The organism is Halomonas colorata, from assembly GCF_014897985.1.
Lineage (GTDB): Bacteria > Pseudomonadota > Gammaproteobacteria > Pseudomonadales > Halomonadaceae > Vreelandella > Vreelandella colorata.
The window spans coordinates 1-17158 of record NZ_JABUZA010000040.1 but is presented as its reverse complement, the minus strand read 5'-3'; the positions used below and the strand labels follow the sequence as shown (position 1 = coordinate 17158).

At 56.3% G+C, this 17158-nt stretch carries 15 protein-coding genes; 11 read left to right on the top strand and 4 right to left on the bottom strand.

The annotated features are described in order from the left end of the window. Positions 1 to 81: 81 nt before the first annotated feature. The 8 genes from edd (at position 82) to INT33_RS16710 (ending at position 8619) form a co-directional block, all read left to right on the top strand. Positions 82 to 1974: a phosphogluconate dehydratase gene (gene edd, locus INT33_RS16745; protein ID WP_192539094.1), complete on the top strand. Its 1893-nt coding sequence runs from the start codon at positions 82 to 84 to the stop codon at positions 1972 to 1974. Further along, entirely contained in the window at positions 1971 to 2939 is a 969-nt protein-coding gene (gene glk / locus INT33_RS16740; RefSeq protein WP_193092470.1) for a glucokinase, read from the top strand. Before edd ends, glk begins: the two co-directional genes overlap by 4 nt. Before the next feature lie 60 nt (positions 2940 to 2999). After that, complete coding sequence (locus INT33_RS16735) at positions 3000 to 3962, top strand: carbohydrate kinase family protein (RefSeq protein WP_193092469.1); 963 nt, start codon at positions 3000 to 3002, stop codon at positions 3960 to 3962. Between the two features lie 139 nt (positions 3963 to 4101). After that, positions 4102 to 4821, top strand: a complete 720-nt coding sequence (locus INT33_RS16730; protein WP_192539097.1) for a FadR/GntR family transcriptional regulator — start codon at positions 4102 to 4104, stop codon at positions 4819 to 4821. Positions 4822 to 4909: 88 nt separating this feature from the next. After that, the gene (dgoD, locus tag INT33_RS16725; RefSeq protein ID WP_193092468.1) at positions 4910 to 6058 is read left to right on the top strand and encodes a galactonate dehydratase; all 1149 of its coding nucleotides are present in this window, start codon (positions 4910 to 4912) and stop codon (positions 6056 to 6058) included. Between the two features lie 3 nt (positions 6059 to 6061). Beyond that, the gene (locus tag INT33_RS16720) at positions 6062 to 7087 is read left to right on the top strand and encodes a 2-dehydro-3-deoxygalactonokinase (RefSeq protein ID WP_226940242.1); all 1026 of its coding nucleotides are present in this window, start codon (positions 6062 to 6064) and stop codon (positions 7085 to 7087) included. Positions 7088 to 7129: 42 nt separating this feature from the next. Then, positions 7130 to 7738, top strand: a complete 609-nt coding sequence (locus tag INT33_RS16715; RefSeq protein WP_192539099.1) for a 2-dehydro-3-deoxy-6-phosphogalactonate aldolase — start codon at positions 7130 to 7132, stop codon at positions 7736 to 7738. After that, positions 7735 to 8619 (top strand): SMP-30/gluconolactonase/LRE family protein, encoded by an 885-nt coding sequence (locus INT33_RS16710; protein ID WP_193092467.1) that lies wholly within the window; start codon positions 7735 to 7737, stop codon positions 8617 to 8619. The genes INT33_RS16715 and INT33_RS16710 overlap by 4 nt, the downstream gene beginning before the upstream one ends. Before the next feature lie 104 nt (positions 8620 to 8723). On the opposite strand, the gene INT33_RS16705 is transcribed toward INT33_RS16710, so the two are convergent. The 4 genes from INT33_RS16705 to zwf form a co-directional block, all read right to left on the bottom strand. Next, entirely contained in the window at positions 8724 to 10319 is a 1596-nt protein-coding gene (locus INT33_RS16705) for a solute:sodium symporter family transporter (RefSeq protein WP_018917426.1), read from the bottom strand. A gap of 211 nt (positions 10320 to 10530) precedes the next feature. Continuing rightward, complete coding sequence (locus tag INT33_RS16700; protein WP_018917427.1) at positions 10531 to 11193, bottom strand: bifunctional 4-hydroxy-2-oxoglutarate aldolase/2-dehydro-3-deoxy-phosphogluconate aldolase; 663 nt, start codon at positions 11191 to 11193, stop codon at positions 10531 to 10533. 35 nt (positions 11194 to 11228) lie between these two features. Further along, complete coding sequence (gene pgl, locus INT33_RS16695; protein ID WP_193092466.1) at positions 11229 to 11894, bottom strand: 6-phosphogluconolactonase; 666 nt, start codon at positions 11892 to 11894, stop codon at positions 11229 to 11231. A 1-nt stretch (position 11895) separates the two neighbouring features. Continuing rightward, positions 11896 to 13401: a glucose-6-phosphate dehydrogenase gene (zwf, locus tag INT33_RS16690; protein WP_193092465.1), complete on the bottom strand. Its 1506-nt coding sequence runs from the start codon at positions 13399 to 13401 to the stop codon at positions 11896 to 11898. A gap of 326 nt (positions 13402 to 13727) precedes the next feature. On the opposite strand from zwf, the gene INT33_RS16685 reads away from it, so the two are divergent. The 3 genes from INT33_RS16685 to INT33_RS16675 all read left to right on the top strand — a co-directional run bounded on the left by INT33_RS16685 (position 13728) and on the right by INT33_RS16675 (position 17085). Next, on the top strand, positions 13728 to 15218 hold the full coding sequence (locus INT33_RS16685) for a TrkH family potassium uptake protein (protein ID WP_193092464.1): 1491 nt from the start codon (positions 13728 to 13730) through the stop codon (positions 15216 to 15218). Between the two features lie 102 nt (positions 15219 to 15320). After that, on the top strand, positions 15321 to 16376 hold the full coding sequence (locus INT33_RS16680; protein WP_319643938.1) for a sensor histidine kinase: 1056 nt from the start codon (positions 15321 to 15323) through the stop codon (positions 16374 to 16376). After that, complete coding sequence (locus tag INT33_RS16675) at positions 16369 to 17085, top strand: response regulator transcription factor (RefSeq protein ID WP_193092462.1); 717 nt, start codon at positions 16369 to 16371, stop codon at positions 17083 to 17085. The genes INT33_RS16680 and INT33_RS16675 overlap by 8 nt, the downstream gene beginning before the upstream one ends. The last annotated feature ends 73 nt before the right edge of the window (positions 17086 to 17158 follow it).

The window sequence follows — 17158 nt, the reverse complement described above, 5'->3', positions numbered from 1 at the left end:
GCTTTTAAAACTCTTAATTTCGCGCATTAGTATGTAAAATAACTACACAAATCGTGCCGTTTCTATCATGCAGAGGTCCTTATGCCGAGCCCAACACCTGCTACGTTAAATACCACCGTCGCCGAGGTTACTCAACGTATACGCGAGCGTTCCCGGCAGCGGCGTGCGCTTTACGAAGCGCATATGGCCGACCAGCATAAGCAAGGCGTGCACCGTGGTGAGCTTTCCTGCGGAAACCTGGCGCACGGCTTTGCCGGTTGTGACGTACCTACCGATAAAGGCCGCCTCAAGTTAACCAATAGCGCCAACGTGGGCATCGTATCGTCGTATAACGATATGCTGTCAGCCCATCGGCCCTTTGAAGATTACCCCGCGGTTATTAAAGAAGCCGCCCGGGGAATGGGTTCAACCGCCCAGTTTGCCGGCGGCGTGCCCGCCATGTGCGACGGCGTGACCCAGGGCCAGCCCGGCATGGAGCTATCGCTTTTCTCCCGCGATGTGATTGCCATGGCAACAGCCGTCGCGCTTTCCCACAACATGTTCGATGCGACGCTGTATCTGGGGATCTGCGACAAGATCGTGCCTGGGCTATTTATTGGTGCCGCGCGCTTTGGCCATCTACCGGCCATCTTTGTGCCTGGCGGGCCGATGACGACCGGCCTGCCCAACGATGAAAAAGCCCGGGTGCGCCAGCTCTATGCGGAAGGCAAGGTTGGCCGAGACGAACTGCTGGAGGCCGAATCCCAGTCGTACCACAGCCCTGGCACCTGCACCTTCTACGGCACCGCCAACTCCAACCAGCTGATGATGGAAATGATGGGCCTGCACCTGCCCGGCGCGTCGTTTGTTAACCCCGGCACACCTTTGCGTGAAGCACTCACCCGCTACGCCACCGAGCAGGCGATTCGCAATACCGAGCAGAGCGGCAACTATCGCCCGTTCTACAAGCAGATCGACGAACGTGCCATCGTCAATGCCATGGTCGGCCTGCTGGCCTCCGGCGGCTCTACCAACCATACCTTGCACCTGGTCGCCATGGCGGCGGCGGCGGGTATTACCATCAACTGGGATGACTTCACCGAGCTTTCAGCGGTAGTGCCCAGCATGACGCGTATCTACCCCAACGGCCAGGCGGATGTGAACCACTTCCAGGCGGCCGGCGGCATGAGCCTGCTGATTCGCGAGCTGCTTCAAGCCGGGCTTATGCATGGCGACATTCCTACGGTGTTTGGCACCGACATGAGCGCCTACACCCAGGAGCCTTTCCTTGAAGACGGCAAGCTCACCTGGCGCGAAGGGCCTGAATCAAGCCTTGATTCAGAGGTACTCCGCCCGGTCAGCAATCCCTTCTCACCCACCGGCGGGCTTACCGTGCTGGACGGCAACCTGGGTCGGGGCGTGATCAAGATTTCCGCCGTCAAGCAGGCCCACCGCGTGGTAGAAGCGCCGGTTCAGCTGTTTGATGACCAGAATCAGGTCAAAGCGGCGTTTGAATCCGGCCAGCTGGATCGCGATGTGATCGTCGTGGTGCGCTTCCAGGGCCCTAAAGCCAACGGCATGCCCGAACTTCACAAGCTCACGCCGTTTTTGGGCGTGTTGCAGGACAAGGGCTTTAAAGTTGCCCTGGTCACCGATGGCCGTATGTCGGGCGCATCGGGCAAAGTGCCTGCCGCCATTCATGTAACGCCGGAGGCGGTTGATCGCGGGCCGTTATCCAAGCTTCAGGATGGCGATATCGTGCGCCTGGATGCCGAAACCGGCGAGCTTAACGTGCTGGTGGATGCCGCCACGTTCAATGCCCGCCCCTGTGCACAGGTCAATCTTGAACACAGTCACTTCGGCATGGGCCGTGAACTATTTGGCGGCTTCCGCCACCTGGCGACCAAAGCCGAAGAAGGCGCCGGTGTGTTTGGCGGCTTCGAAGCCGAAGTGCTGTCGCGCGAGCTTGAAAAAATTGAGCAGGAGGACCAATGAGCCGACCCGCTCTCATTGGCGATATCGGGGGAACTAACGCTCGTTTCGCGTTAGTAACCCCGGGGCAAACGGCCCCCCAGCAGATTATCAATTTGCCCTGCGCCGACTATCCAGGTGTGGTTGAAGCTGCTCAGGACTACTTAAGTCAGGTGGGCGCTACCGGCAATAACGCGCCCACCGAAGCCTGTTTGGCGTTTGCCTGCCCGGTACACGCCGAGCAGGTCAAAATGACCAACAACCACTGGCAGTTTTTAAAAAGCGAGGTTCAGCAGGCGCTGAACCTGTCACTTTTTAAGGTCATTAATGACTTTACTGCACAGGCGCTCGGCATTCCCCACGTGCCTGAACAGGATCTAGTGGAAGTAAAGGCCGGCACCACCCAAGCGCATGCCTCGCGTTTGGTGATCGGCCCGGGTACAGGATTGGGGGTCGCGGGCGTATTTCCTGGGCTGCACGCCTGGGTCCCGCTACCTACGGAAGGCGGCCACGTGACGTTTGCGCCCACCGACACCTACGAGCGTAAGCTGCTTGATGAGCTGCACAAGCACTATTCACGCGTAAGTGTAGAACGCATGCTGTGCGGTCAGGGAATCGTGGATCTTTATGCCGCGCACTGTGCCCTTGATGGCGTAGCGTCAGGTTTTACCACCGCGGCCGAAGTCACTCAGGCCGCTAACCAGGGTGATGAAATCGCTTGCCGGACGCTGCTGCGGTTTCTAAAAATCCTGGGCGATGTATGTGGCGACGCAACGCTGACCATGGGCGCGCGCGGCGGGGTTTATCTATGTGGCGGCATCATTCCCCGCCTGCTGGACTGGCTGCCGAAAAGCGAACTCTGCAGCGCGTATATCAATAAAGGCCGCATGGGTTCCTATAACGCTGATATCCCCATATGGGTCGTCACCGCTCCCTGGACCGGTTTATTGGGCGCGGCCGAAGCGTTGCACAACGAAGAAGTGTTTTAACACCCAGGTCAACACCGAATATCTATCGTCTAATAACTAATATAACAACAAGGAACGCCCATGATTTCTGTGATTACCTTTGGCGAAGCGCTCGTCGATATGCTCTCTAGTCGCCTGGGGGATACACACGATCATCAGGAAACCTTCACCCCCTACGCTGGCGGCGCACCCGCTAATGTGGCGGTTGCCTGTGCTCGCCTGGGAGTACCCAGCTGTTTTTTAGGCATGGTGGGCGATGACACGTTTGGCCACTTTCTGATTCGCGAACTTGATAGTCACGGCGTCAATACCCACGGCGTTGTGCTGACCAAAGCAGCCCGTACGGCGCTCGCGTTTGTCTCACGTGATGCTCAGGGCGAGCGCACCTTTGATTTCTACCGCCCACCGGCTGCCGACCTGCTCTACCGCCTTCATCATTTGCCGCCAGGGGTATTTGAAAAACCGGCCATTGTTCACCTATGCAGCAATAGCCTCACCGACCCAGAAATTGCCGAAACCACTCTTGCTCTGGCAAAAATGGCCAAGCAGTCGGGCTGCCTGGTTAGCGTGGATGCCAACCTGCGGCATAACTTATGGGCAGATGCCGCGGCCGATACGGGCTTGGTGACCCAGCTTTTAGACACTGCCGAGCTGCTTAAGGTATCTCTTGAGGAGGTTGACTACCTGCGCGGCGAGCAGACTCAGGATGCGTGGCTGGCTCAGCGCCTGGATGCTGGCGTAAAGGTCATTCTTATCACTGACGGCCCGAATGACGTTGTGCTCAAAAGCGCCGCCCTCGGACAGCGCATTGCGCCGCCCAGCGTACAGGCCGTCGATACAACAGCAGGTGGCGATGCCTTTATTGGCGGCCTGCTGGCAGAGCTCTCCCAATATGGAATTGCACACGGCTGGCATGAAGATCATGCCTTCCTAAACGCGGCGGTAGCGTTAGCCTGCCGCTGCGGCGCGCACGCCGTTACCCGCCCGGGCGCCTACGCCGCCTTGCCTACCCAAACAGATATTGACGCACTGCGGGCGCTTTAAAGCGCCCTGTCTAGACCGACCGTTCATAACAACTGTTCCTAACCACTTGCAGCTCTTTGCATACCAACTTTCGTCTGCTTGTTAAAATGTCAGACATTTAATAAGCTCTAGGCATGATCGTCATTTACTGAGACATGCCATGACGCTAGATGCCTTACCCTCCCACCCCGGTGGGGCTGAAAACCTGGCACGCCTACTCGCCAGAGCACTGCTAGCCGGGCACTGGCAGCCCGGTGACCTGTTTCCCAAAGAGTTGGATATAGGCAAACATTTTGTCGTTAGCCGCAACCAGGTGCGTAATGCGTTAGCCAGCTTAACGGCTACCGGCCTTTTAGAGCGCACGGCAGGCCGCGGCACGCTGGTACGTGAGATGGGTGAATGGCACCTGCTTGATCCACTGATGAGTGAGTGGATGACGGGACTGGTCAACCTGGACCCTCAGCTGGTACGCGCGATTTACGCGTTTCGCTTTTCAGCCGAGCCTACCGTTGCCGGCTTAGCGGCCCAAGCGGCAAGCGCGGAGGATATCGCCCGGCTTGAAGCGGCCTTTGAAGGCATGCGCCGCTCGGCAGGCAACCCTGACGCTCGTGCCCAACATGCTGAATATGACGTTGCCTTCCATGACGCCACTTACCGCGCCACCCACAACCTGGTCTGGCGGCAAATGGGGCATTTACTGCGCCCTTCTATCATGGCGCTGGTGCACCGCTCACAGCACGATATCAAAACGCTGGACGACAGCCTGACGCGCCATCGCCACGTGCTGGAAGCCATTAAAGCCTGCGATGCTCACGCCGCCGAGACTGCCGCCCGCGAGGTGTTGCGGCGTACCGCTATTGATCTCGGCATTGTCAGTTAATGATGGCTATCCCATTACTTAATTATTCGCCAATAACCAACTCATAAATAACTATTTCGCTAATGACGCTTTAAGAGGACAGCTAAACATGAAAATTACCCGCTTGAAGACCTGGCAAGTACCGCCACGCTGGCTATTTCTTAAAATTGAAACGGATGAAGGCTGCTACGGCTGGGGCGAACCGGTAATAGAAGGTCGCGCGGCCACGGTTGAAGCCGCAGTGCATGAGCTTTCCGACTACCTGATCGGCCAGGACCCGCACCGTATCGAACATCTCTGGAACACGCTTTACCGCGCCGGTTTCTATCGTGGCGGACCTATTTTAATGAGTGCCATAGCGGGTATCGACCAGGCCCTTTGGGATCTGAAAGGACGTGATCTGGGCGTACCCGTCCACCAGCTACTAGGCGGCGCGGTACGCGACAAAATGCGTATGTACGCCTGGACCGGCGGCGACCGCCCAAGTGACGTAGGCGCAGGCGCCAAGGCACTGGTCGAAAAAGGCTTTACCGCCTTCAAGATGAACGGCACGCCTGAAATGCAAATCGTCGACTCGCACCGCAAGGTTGATGAAGCCGTAGCCCGGGTTCGTGAGGCGCGCGATGCCGTTGGGCCTGATGTGGGTATCGGCATCGATTTTCACGGCCGCGTTCACCGCCCCATGGCCAAGGCGCTACTGCGGGAGCTTGAGCCGTTTCATCCCATGTTTGTCGAGGAACCCGTCGCACCGGAGCACCTGCCGTGCTTGAAAGATATTGCCGGCGGGCTGGGCTATCCCCTGGCGACCGGTGAGCGCTTGCATACCCGCTTTCAGTTCCGCGACCTACTCCAGGACGGCATGATCGATATTATCCAGCCCGATATTTCCCACTGCGGCGGTATCAGCGAGGGGTTAAAGATTGCCGCACTCGCCTCCGCTTATGACGTTGCGCTCGCCCCCCACTGCCCGCTGGGGCCGTTGACGCTTGCCGCTTCTCTTCAGTTGGATGCCGTGAGTCACAATGCGTTTATCCAAGAGCAAAGCATGGGCATCCACTATAACCAGGGCAACGATGTACTGGATTATCTGGTGGATAAAACGGCCTTGAGTATCACCGACGGCTTCTGCGCCATTCCCCAAGGCCCGGGCCTGGGCGTTGAAATTGACGAAGCCTTTGTGGAAGAGCGTGCCAAAACCGGCCACCGCTGGCGCAACCCGGTATGGACCCACGAAGATGGCTCAATTGCGGAGTGGTAATCCATGCAATCCACAGAAACTAACTCCACAAAAGCTAACTCCATAGAAACTAGCGCCGCGGAGATGACTAACGAGCAGAGCCGTCCGCTTGCCTGGGTGGCGGTTGACTGGGGCTCGAGCAATCTGCGCGCCTGGGGGATGGATCAGCAAGGCAACGTTATTGCCCAAAGCAGCAGCGATAAAGGCATGCTCTCGCTTAAACCCGACGAGTACGAAGCTGAATTGCTGCGCCTGATTAGCCCCTGGCTGCCTACAAGCAACGGGGTAGAAGTGATGGTTTGCGGCATGGCGGGCGCCCGACAAGGCTGGCAGGAAGCGGCCTACCTACCGGTGCCCACGCCTTTGGATCAGCTCAGTCAAGGGGCCGTCATACCCACCCTGACAGGCAGCCAGCTACGCGTTTATCTGCTGCCCGGATTAAGCCAGTCTCGCAGTGGTTCGCTGCATTTCGATGTGATGCGCGGCGAAGAGACCCAGCTTGCGGGCCTGGTGGCCGATACGCCTGAATTTTCCGGCCTTGCTTGCCTGCCGGGCACCCATTCCAAATGGGCAACCCTGGACTCGGGTGCGGTAACTCAGTTCACCACCTACCTTACGGGTGAACTCTATCAACTGCTGGCCAACCAGTCGGTTCTCAAGCACTCAATTGGAAACGATGCGCTAAATGACCCCGCCTGCCGCGCGGCGTTTATTGGCGCGGTGAGCGAAGCACATGCCGCGCCCGAAACGTTTAGTAGCTGCCTCTTTGGGCTGCGCGCGCAGGATTTACTCGACGGCGAGTTGCCTGTGGGCAAAACGCGGGGAGCGGTGCTCGCGGCTAGGCTTTCGGGGCTCGCCATCGGCCTTGAGCTATCCGGTGCCTGCCAATCACGCCCAAGCGATGAGCCGATCACCCTGATAGGCAATCAGGCCCTTTGCCAGCGCTACACCATGGCGCTCAATGCTATCGGCTATCAGACACACTATTTGGATGGCGACACCGCCGTATTGGCAGGCCTTAAGCTTGCCCATCAGGCGCTGCCACACTAAGGCCGTCTTCTTGATGCTAACGGATAATGGAGAGATTGTGCTATGACGTTACCTTTGATCGGTATTTTACGCGGTGTAACGCCCGATGAAGTCGTTGAGATTGCTCGCGCGGTGCTTGCCGCAGGCATTACGCAGATTGAAGTGCCCCTCAACTCTCCAGACCCGTTAGAGAGCATTCGCCGCCTGGTAGATGCCGTTGGCGAGCAAGCGGTGATTGGCGCGGGCACCGTACTCACGCCCGCGCAGGTGCGCGATGTGCATGCTGCTGGCGGGCGCCTGATTGTCTCGCCAAACTGCCGCCCCAGCGTGATTGAAGAAACCCATCGACTGGGTATGGCCAGCTGGCCGGGCATTGTCACACCTTCAGAAGCGTTCGATGCGCTGGAGGCTGGTGCCACGGGCCTAAAACTATTCCCGGCCGTTCAGGTAGGTCTTGAGGGCATGAAAGCGGTGCGCGCCGTGCTACCCAGCGACACGCTGCTGTATGCCGTGGGCGGCGTGGGTATCGATAACTTTGCTACCTGGCAAGCGGCAGGCGTGGATGGCGCCGGGCTGGGCAGCGCGCTATACAAACCAGGCCAAACGGCGTCTCAGGTAAGCCAACAGGCACAGGCGCTGGTCGCCGCCTGGAAAGCAGGAGCCAATGCATGAATATCTCCACCTGGCAGGCCGAACTTAGCGTAGATTCACGCTGCGAGCTAGGGGAAGGCCCTCAGTGGCATGCCAGCAGTGGGCGGCTTTACTGGTGCGATATCCTGGGCAAACGACTTCACTGGCACTCCCCCGCTACGGCGGAGAGCGGTCATTACCTGCTGGATCAAAAAGTCTCGCTTGCCGCCCCGCTTGACGATGGTGGCCTGCTGCTGGTCGGTGAGCATTCATTGACGCGCTTCGAGCCTGATAGCGGCACAGCCACTCACTTTGCCGATTTTGAAGCCGACAACCCCGTTACGCGCAGCAATGATGCGCGGGTTGATCGCCATGGCAGCCTGTGGCTTTCCAGCATGGGCAAGCAGGCCGAGCCTAATGCGGGCAGCCTCTACCGCCTGCATCGCGGCAAGCTTGAAAAGCTACGCACCGGGCTTACCATTCCCAATGCGCTATGCTTTTCACCCGATGGTGCAGCCGCTTACTTTACCGATACACCGACCGGCATGGTGATGCGCTGGGCGCTGGATGATCAGGGCTGGCCCATTGATGACCCCGTGCCATTTGCTGATTTTTCCAACCATACCGGCAACCCGGACGGCGCCGTGATGGATAGCCAAGGCTGTCTATGGCTGGCCCTCTGGGGCGCCGGACAAGTAGTGCGCTTAAATGCACAAGGTCAAGTCATTGGCCGTATTGACCTGCCTACCAGCCAGCCCTCCTGCCCGGCGTTTGCCGGCGCTGACCTTAAAACGCTGTTTATCACCACCGCCCAAGAAGGCTTTACCCCAGATCAGCTTGCCCAAGAGCCTGACGCTGGCGCGCTCTTTTCAGTGCAACTCGATATAGCCGGGCTTGCCGAGCCGCCGCTTCGGCTTACCTAAATAACACGGCCGCTAAACCAAAAGGCCCCGCTAGCGAATGCTAGCGGGGCCTTACTTTTGGGGGTTAACAGCGATGCTTGAGCTTTTAATAGCCCGTTGGGCAATTAACCCGCAAAGCTTATATACATCACGATCACCAGCACCACCAGCACAATGCCTGCGGGTACCGCGCCTTTCCAAGGGGTCAGGTCAACATCGCCGGTGTGTTCTTGCACCCAGTCAGTTTCGCGCGGGCGCAACTTGCCAATAATCAGCATTACCGCTACTAACAGCGCAAACACCAGTGCCACAAAATGGAACTCGTGCATAATCTCTGGCAGGAGGGTAAAGGGTGGTACGAAGTAGCCTGCCGCGATCAGCAAACAACCACCCACCAGAGCAATTTTAGCCGCCATGGGAGGTACCCGCTTGGTCAGCAGACCTACCAGAACGACCGCGAGAATCGGAATAAAGTAGATCGCATTCATCTTCTGCAGATAACCAAACAGGCTATCCTGCCCGGCCAGAAGCGGTGCAATAATCATGGTAATCACCGCCATGATCCAGCCAAAGACCTTGCCCGATTTAACGACCTGCTGCTCGGTGGCATCTTTATTTAACACGCCCTTATAGATACCCAGACTGAAAATCGTCGTGGTGCTGTTAAGCGCTGAGTTAAACGAAGACAGAATGGCCCCAACCATGACGGCTGCGAAGAAGCCGGTTAAGTAAGGCGGCAACACGTTAAACACCAGATGGCCATAGGCTTCATCGGCGCGCACGCCCTGGTCGGCGTAAAGGTGATAGGCAATGATGCCCGGCAGCACCAGATAAAGCGGCCCCAACAGCTTGAAGAGCCCAGTCAACAGCACGCCCTTTTGGCCTTCCGCCAGGTTTTTGGCGGCAAAGGTGCGCTGAATGATCTGCTGGTTAGTGCTCCAGTAGAACAGGTTGATCAGAAATACCCCGGTGAACAGAGTGAAAAATGGCACCTGCTGTTCCGAGCCACCAATTGAGTTCAGCTTTTCCGGGTCGCTCTCTTTAAGGATGCTCCAGCCTTCCATAATACCCGTACCGCCACTTACCGCTTGTAAGCCGAAGTAGACGATTACAAAGCCGCCGATTAACAGCCCGATGCCGTTCAAGGTATCGGAAACCGCAACCGTTCTCAGGCCACCAAACAGCGCGTACACCGCGCCGATAATACCGACGATCCAGACCGTTAACCAAAGCAGCGTGGTAGAAGACTCGATACCGGTTAGCCCCTGCAGATCAAGCATCCCCTGCAGGCCAATAGCGCCAGAATAGAGAATGATTGGCAGCAGAATAACCGCGTAGGCAATCAGGAAAATAATATTGGTAATCAGCTGGGTGTCTTTATCAAACCGAATTTCAAGCAGCTGAGGCAGTGTGGCAATACCGCTTTTCAAAAAGCGCGGCAGGAAAAACAGCGCCAGAGCAACTAGCGCAATCACCGCGACCACTTCCCAGGCCATAACGCTTAGACCATCGGCAAACGCTGCTCCGTTAAGCCCCACCATCTGCTCGGTGGAAAGGTTGGTCATCAAGAGCGAACCCGCAATCAGCGGGAAGGTAAGCGAACGACCAGCCAGAAAGTAGCCGCTGGTACTGGAATGGTCATCACGGTGCGTAATACGCCACGTAACAAAAGCGACTAACCCTGTAAAAAACAGGAAAGACGCCAAGGTCAGCATATGCATACTAACTTACTCCATGTTGGTAAGTGGTTCACGCTCGTATGCCAAGCACGCAAAAAAAATGTCTGACATATTATATATATCCGGAGTTTAGTTGACCTGAGGATTTACGTGTTATCCGCCTTTGGTCGTAGCTAACCTCATTGATTTACACGTAAAAAAACCGGGCAGGATAAACCTGCCCGGCGGGTATTTGCATTCGAATTAAAAAGGATTAGTGGTGGAAACGCTCGGCAGCCTCTTGCGCCAGCTTGCGAATAGCGTCCCAGTCCTCTGCTTCAACCAGCTTGCTGGGTGTCAACCACGAGCCGCCCACACACATAACGTTGGGCAGCGCCAGGTAAGAGGCAGCGTTATCAACCGTGATACCGCCCGTTGGGCAAAACCTTGCACCCGGAATAGGCGCGCCGAAGGCTTTCAATGCTTTGACACCGCCGCTGGACTCCGCCGGGAAGAATTTAAAACGCCGGTAGCCGTACTGCCAGCCGGTCATTAGCTCAGACACGGTTGAAACGCCGGGCAGCATGGGCACCGGGCTTTCGATGCCATAGCGATAAAGCGCTTCGGTCGTGCCGGGCGATACCACAAAATCCGCACCCACTTCTTCAGCCTGGCGGTATTGCGCAGGAGTCAACACGGTGCCTACGCCAATGCTGGCACCGGTCAGCTCTTTCTTCATACGCTTGATCGCTTCAAGAGCACAGTCGGTACGCAGGGTAATTTCCAGTACGCTTAAGCCACCTTCGACTAAGGCTCGGCCCAGCGGCACGGCGTCTTCAAGACGCTCAATGGTAATCACTGGAATGACTTCTGCCTTGTGGCAAATGCTGTCGAGTTCGGCGGTACGGGTTGAAGGTAGCTGTTTATCAATTGACATAGTGAGTCTCCAAACAATTTGTTATTAATTGACTATTAAGGTGCCCAGTAAATAGCCAGTGGGCAGGATAAAAATGCGCGTATCGGCAGTTGCCTTACGTCGTCGCCGTTTAGGGCATTTGCCAATACGGTGCGCTTATCGTCACCGGTGATATGCAGGATATGCCGATGGGCCTGATGCAGGTGGCCAGCAGAAAAAGTAATCCGCGGCTGAGGCTGGCTGGGAGTGCGCACGGCCACCAGCGGTTCATTGGTTGACAGCGCAAGCCCCAGCTCCTGACTATCCGGAAACAGCGACGCCGTATGCCCATCGTCTCCCATCCCCAAGATGACCACGCTGGCAGGCCAGGCAAGGGATGCTGTTCGTTCGGCGACTTCCGCCACGCCCTCTTCAGGGGTGGAGGCATTTGATGTCAGAGGCACAAAATTCGCAGCCGCCGCCTCGCCCTGCAGCAAGTTCTCGCGCACCAGCTTGGCATTGCTGTCACTGCTCTGCTCGTCCACCCAACGCTCATCGGCCAAGGTAACGTCGATGCGTGACCAGGGCAGCGGCTTGGCAGCCAACGCTTTAAAAAAGGCAATCGGGGTCGAGCCACCGGAGACAATTAAAAGCACACGCTCCTGACGCTCGAGGTCTTCGCTTAATGCCTGGAAGACCGCTTCAGCGAGCTGTTCGGCAAGCTTTTGACGTGATTGGCTCATATTAATAATCCTCGTACCAGCTGCGGCCATCCTGGGTAATCATCGCAATCGAGGCCACAGGCCCCCAGGAGCCTGCAGGATAACGCCGCGGCGGGGTTTCACGGGTCTGCCAACCAGCGATCAGCTGATCACACCAGCGCCAGGCATGTTCTACCTCGTCGCGGCGTACGAACAGATACTGCTGACCCTTCATTACTTCAAGCAGCAGGCGCTCGTAGGCATCCGGAATACGCGATTTAGGAAAAGCGCTATTAAAATCGAGATGCAGCGGGCCAGGGCGCAGGCGCATTCCTTTGTCCAGGCCGCTGTCTTTGGTCAGCACCTGTAGGGCGATGCCCTCTTCCGGCTGCAGACGGATGATCAGCTTGTTGGAAGCAATATCGCGCTGGTCCGGGTCAAAGATATAGTGCGGCTGCTGGCGAAAGTGAATCACAATTTGGGAAAGCTTTTCAGGCATGCGCTTGCCGGTACGCAGATAGAAAGGCACGCCCGCCCAGCGCCAGTTGGAGACCTCCGTTTTCATGGCCACAAAGGTTTCTGTCTGGCTTTGCGTATTGGCGCCCTCTTCATCCAGATAGCCGGGGACCGTCTGGCCATCGCTTGTGCCTGCAATATATTGGCCGCGTACCACATCGCGACCCAACGCCTCACCGGCAAACGGCTTCAGCGCTTTTAGCACTTTTACTTTTTCATCACGAATGGCATCCGCATCCAGGTTGGAGGGCGGGTCCATGGCAATCAGGCAGAGCAGTTGCAGAAGGTGATTTTGCACCATGTCGCGCAGCTGGCCTGCATCATCAAAATAGCCCCAGCGGCCCTCTATACCGACCTTTTCCGCCACGGTAATTTCAACGTGAGAAATATGGTTCTGGTTCCACTGGGTACCAAACAGCGGATTGGCAAAGCGCAGCGCAATCAGGTTTTGAACCGTCTCTTTACCTAGATAGTGATCGATGCGATACACCCGGGACTCGGGGAAGACAGCGCCAATGGCATCGTTAATTTCTTCCGATGAGCGAAGGTCGTAACCAATCGGCTTTTCAACCACTACGCGTGTATTGTCATCCACGCTGCCGCTTTCTTGAAGGTTGTGGCAAATATCGCCATAAATACGCGCGGCAACTGAAAGGTAAACCACCATGGGATGGTTTGCGCCTTCACGCCATTGGCGAATGGCCTCAAAACCCTTCAGCGTCGTAAAGTCGAGCTGCCGGTAATCCAGGCGATTTAAAAAACGCTCAAAGCTCTCTTCATCCAGCTCACTGCTTTTCAGCCGCTTACGCAGTGCGCCACTAACAAGCTCACGAAATTCCGCCAGATCGTGCTCCTGGCGGGCCAGCCCCATGATGCGCGTGGCTTCCGGCATCAATCCTTCACGATCAAGGTGGTATAAAGCAGGAAACAGCTTGCGCATGGCAAGGTCGCCCAGCGCCCCAAAAAGCGCCAAATCAATGGCATGATCACGGTCACCTAACGGGGCACCTGGGGAGGCATATGACTTGCTCATCTCTGCTCCTATGATTGCTGAACCACTTTGGTGGTTAGATTACCTAAAAACTACCTAATAAGCGGTAACAAAAGCAATATTAAATGTAATTTTACTACAAAAAGACCTTAATCAAATGCTCGTCTTGTAAAAACCGCCCTCACACTCACTTTACGTTTTGCACCGCGCACAAACCACCCTTTACGGGAGTAGCCAACTAATAGCACTTTTGCTCAGGCTCTGCCGACGTTTTACGAACACTCATTAGCCGGCCTTATTTTTACGTACTTTTTATACCTCGCTATGGTGTGATACTCCCGACAAGGCACTTACACAGCAGGTAACGCATGTACCTCTTAGCCCCCACGCTCTACCGTAGTCGGGAGTTATATCGACATTGGGCACCGATATTTAAAATTCTTTCAGTGCTTTGGCTGGTGCTTGCCCTGTTTATGCTGGTGCCTTGGGGTGTGCTGGTGGTGGAGCATGAGCAGGACGCGCGGGCATTTGGTATCGCCATACTGGCCGTGCTGACGACCGTTGCCTGCACCTGGTTAATAACCTTTCGCGCGCCGCTTGAACTCAAGCCCTGGCAAATGTTCATTTTGACGGTCGCCAGTTGGACCAGTATCAGCGGCTTTGCCAGCCTGCCGCTGGTGCTTGGCGCACCGCAATTAAGCTTTACCAATGCGGTATTCGAGTCCGTATCAGCGATCACCACGACCGGTTCGACGGTGATGGTAGGTATCGACACGCTGTCAGACGGTTTAAAGCTATGGCGCGGGCTAATGCAGTGGATGGGCGGCATCGGCATTATTGTGATGGGCATCGCGATTCTGCCGTTTTTGAAAGTGGGCGGCATGCGGCTGTTCCATACTGAATCCTCCGATTGGTCGGATAAGGTCATGCCGCGCACCGGCGGCATTGCGAAGGCTACGCTCGGGGTTTATGTCAGCCTGACACTGCTGGCCATGGTGAGCTACTGGTTAGGCGGCATGACGCCCATTGACGCCGTGGTGCATGGAATGACATCGCTTGCGACCGGCGGCTTTGCCAACTCCGACGCCTCGTTTGGTGCCTACGCCGACCAGCCCTGGCTACTCTGGATGGGTAGCCTGTTTATGCTAAGCGGCGCTCTTCCCTTCGTGCTCTATATCCGGTTTTTGCGGGGTTTTAAAACGGCGCTATGGCAAGACCAGCAGGTACGTGGGCTATTAAAACTTCTGTCGATCGCGATCATGGTTCTAAGCGTATGGCGCATCACCCAGGGTACGCTGGCATTTGAAGCCTTTACCCACGTTACGTTTAACGTGATCTCGGTGGTGACCACTACTGGCTACGCCTCAGATGACTACACCCTATGGGGAGCATTGCCGATCATGGCGTTTTTCTACCTGACGTTTGTAGGTGGCTGCAGCGGCTCGACGAGTGGCGGCATGAAAATTTTTCGTCTGCAAATTGCCATGCTGATGTTGCGTAACCAGCTTCATTATCTGATTCATTCCAGCGGAGTATTTACCACGCGCTATAACCAGCAGCCGGTCACCAGCGATATTTCGCGGGGCGTGATGGCCTTTTCATTTTTCTTCTTTATCACCATTGCGCTACTGGCTTTAAGCCTTGCCGCACTGGGGCTGGATTTAATCACTGCGCTTTCAGGTGCGGCCACCGCGGTTACCAACGTAGGGCCAGGGCTTGGCGATGTGATTGGCCCGGCGGGCAACTTCGCCCCGTTGCCTAGCGCCGCCAAGTGGTTTTTATGCATCGGCATGTTAATGGGGCGCCTGGAAATTCTGACCGTCATCGTGCTGCTGACACCCATGTTCTGGCGTCGATAATTTGTGATTAATAGCTGATGACTAATAGCTTATGAATAAAGGTGAACAATGATACTGCCCGTAACGCCTAGACTGCCCAATAGGCAGGAATTCCTTAGCGTAGTGATAAGCAATCTGGCTGCCTTGCTGGTCGCCTGGGGGCTGTATACCTGGCTTGCATTAGCTGACCTTTCGCTGCTTTTTTTAACCGCCGTACTGGCCTGCGCCATTCTGGCCAGCAGCTATGCCGCCCTATTAAGTGCAGTAGTGGGCTTTTTAACCTTTAACTTCTGTTTTACGGCGCCCCACTTTTCCCTGGCCGTTGCCGACCGTGAACAGCTTTTAACCCTGCTTTTTTTCCTGCTGATTGCCATTGTGGTGGGCAAGGTGGCAGGCGATAGCCGCCAACGTATGCTGGCACTCAATGCCTCCCGTCTGGCTGAAGAGCAAGAGCGGCTGCGCTCGGCACTGCTGGCGTCCGTTTCGCATGATCTGCGTACGCCGCTTGCGTCAATCATTGGTGCCGCCAGCTCACTGCGCACCCTGGATGCCCAACTGACTCAGCAGGACCGGATCGAGCTTTTAGACGGCGTGCTCAGTGAAAGCGAACGCCTTAACCGCTATATCCAGAATCTGCTGGATATGACGCGCCTGGGCCATGGCGAGTTAAAAATCGAGCGTGACTGGATTGCGTTTGACGATATTGTGGCCTCGGCGTGCAAACGCCTGGGCACAGCACTTGATCACTGCCGGGTCGAGCAAGCGTGGAGCCCGGAACTTCCGCTGCTGTATGCCCATCCCGCGCTGATCGAACAAGCACTCATCAATGTATTGGAAAACGCGGCGCGTTTTTCACCACCTAACGGCCTTATTGTGATTGCGGCCCAGCACAACGTGGATGCTCAGACGCTGCAGTTTTCCGTAACCGACCAGGGGCCAGGTATTCCGTTTGAAATGCGTCAGCAGGTGTTTGAAATGTTCTTTATCGGCAACAGCGGTGATCGCAGCCTACACGGTAGCGGCCTGGGGTTAGCCATATGCCGGGGCATGCTGGGCGCTCATGGTGGGAGCGTTTACGTTGATGAAGGATCTAATGGCCTTGGCACCCGCATTGTCATGTCGCTTCCCCTTACGGCGCCGCACAAGGCTGCTACTGACGAGGAAGCTGTGGATGAGTGATCATGGAAAAGTTCTGGTTATTGATGATGAGCCACAAATTCGTCACTTCCTGCGCATCAGCCTGAGTTCGCAAGGTTTTGAGGTAGCCGAGGCCAGCACCGGCCAACAGGGGCTGGCGTTATTCAACGCCCAGCCGACGGCTTTTGCGCTTGTTCTGCTGGACTTGGGGCTGCCCGATATGGATGGTCAACAAGTGCTGGCGACTCTTCGAAAGCGCAGCGCTATTCCGGTTATTGTCGTGTCGGTACGCGGTCACGAGGCAGAGAAAGTCCATGCCCTGGATAACGGCGCCAATGACTATGTTACCAAGCCCTTTGGTATCCAGGAGCTCCTGGCACGCATCCGCGCGCTGTTGCGCCGCCAGGCGCCACAACGTCATCCGCAGCGCTATCAGCAGGCTGGTCTAATCCTTGATACGGCGGCTTATCAAATCACGCTCAACGGCCGTGACATTCACCTGACGCCTAAAGAGTTTGCCGTGCTTGCTCAGCTGATGGCCAATGCTGGAAGAATTGTCACCCAAACCCAGCTCTTACGCGATATTTGGGGCCCCAGCCACAGGGAAGACACTCATTACCTGCGGATTGTGGTCAGCAAACTGCGCCAAAAGCTAAGCGATGACTCGCAATTCCCTACGCTTATTCAAACCGAACCCGGCATTGGTTATCGGCTCTACATCGAGCCTGGCCATGAGGATACAACTCTATGAAAATCATCATTCTCGGCGCCGGCCAGGTCGGCGGTACCCTGGCGGAGCACCTCGCCCGCGAGGAAAACGACAT

Coding starts and splice junctions, on each gene's coding strand:
- edd (WP_192539094.1), top strand. CDS start 82: ATGCCGAGCCCAACACCTGCTACGTTAAATACCACCGTCGCCGAGGTT.
- glk (WP_193092470.1), top strand. CDS start 1,971: ATGAGCCGACCCGCTCTCATTGGCGATATCGGGGGAACTAACGCTCGT.
- INT33_RS16735 (WP_193092469.1), top strand. CDS start 3,000: ATGATTTCTGTGATTACCTTTGGCGAAGCGCTCGTCGATATGCTCTCT.
- INT33_RS16730 (WP_192539097.1), top strand. CDS start 4,102: ATGACGCTAGATGCCTTACCCTCCCACCCCGGTGGGGCTGAAAACCTG.
- dgoD (WP_193092468.1), top strand. CDS start 4,910: ATGAAAATTACCCGCTTGAAGACCTGGCAAGTACCGCCACGCTGGCTA.
- INT33_RS16720 (WP_226940242.1), top strand. CDS start 6,062: ATGCAATCCACAGAAACTAACTCCACAAAAGCTAACTCCATAGAAACT.
- INT33_RS16715 (WP_192539099.1), top strand. CDS start 7,130: ATGACGTTACCTTTGATCGGTATTTTACGCGGTGTAACGCCCGATGAA.
- INT33_RS16710 (WP_193092467.1), top strand. CDS start 7,735: ATGAATATCTCCACCTGGCAGGCCGAACTTAGCGTAGATTCACGCTGC.
- INT33_RS16705 (WP_018917426.1), bottom strand. CDS start 10,319: ATGCATATGCTGACCTTGGCGTCTTTCCTGTTTTTTACAGGGTTAGTC.
- INT33_RS16700 (WP_018917427.1), bottom strand. CDS start 11,193: ATGTCAATTGATAAACAGCTACCTTCAACCCGTACCGCCGAACTCGAC.
- pgl (WP_193092466.1), bottom strand. CDS start 11,894: ATGAGCCAATCACGTCAAAAGCTTGCCGAACAGCTCGCTGAAGCGGTC.
- zwf (WP_193092465.1), bottom strand. CDS start 13,401: ATGAGCAAGTCATATGCCTCCCCAGGTGCCCCGTTAGGTGACCGTGAT.
- INT33_RS16685 (WP_193092464.1), top strand. CDS start 13,728: ATGTACCTCTTAGCCCCCACGCTCTACCGTAGTCGGGAGTTATATCGA.
- INT33_RS16675 (WP_193092462.1), top strand. CDS start 16,369: ATGAGTGATCATGGAAAAGTTCTGGTTATTGATGATGAGCCACAAATT.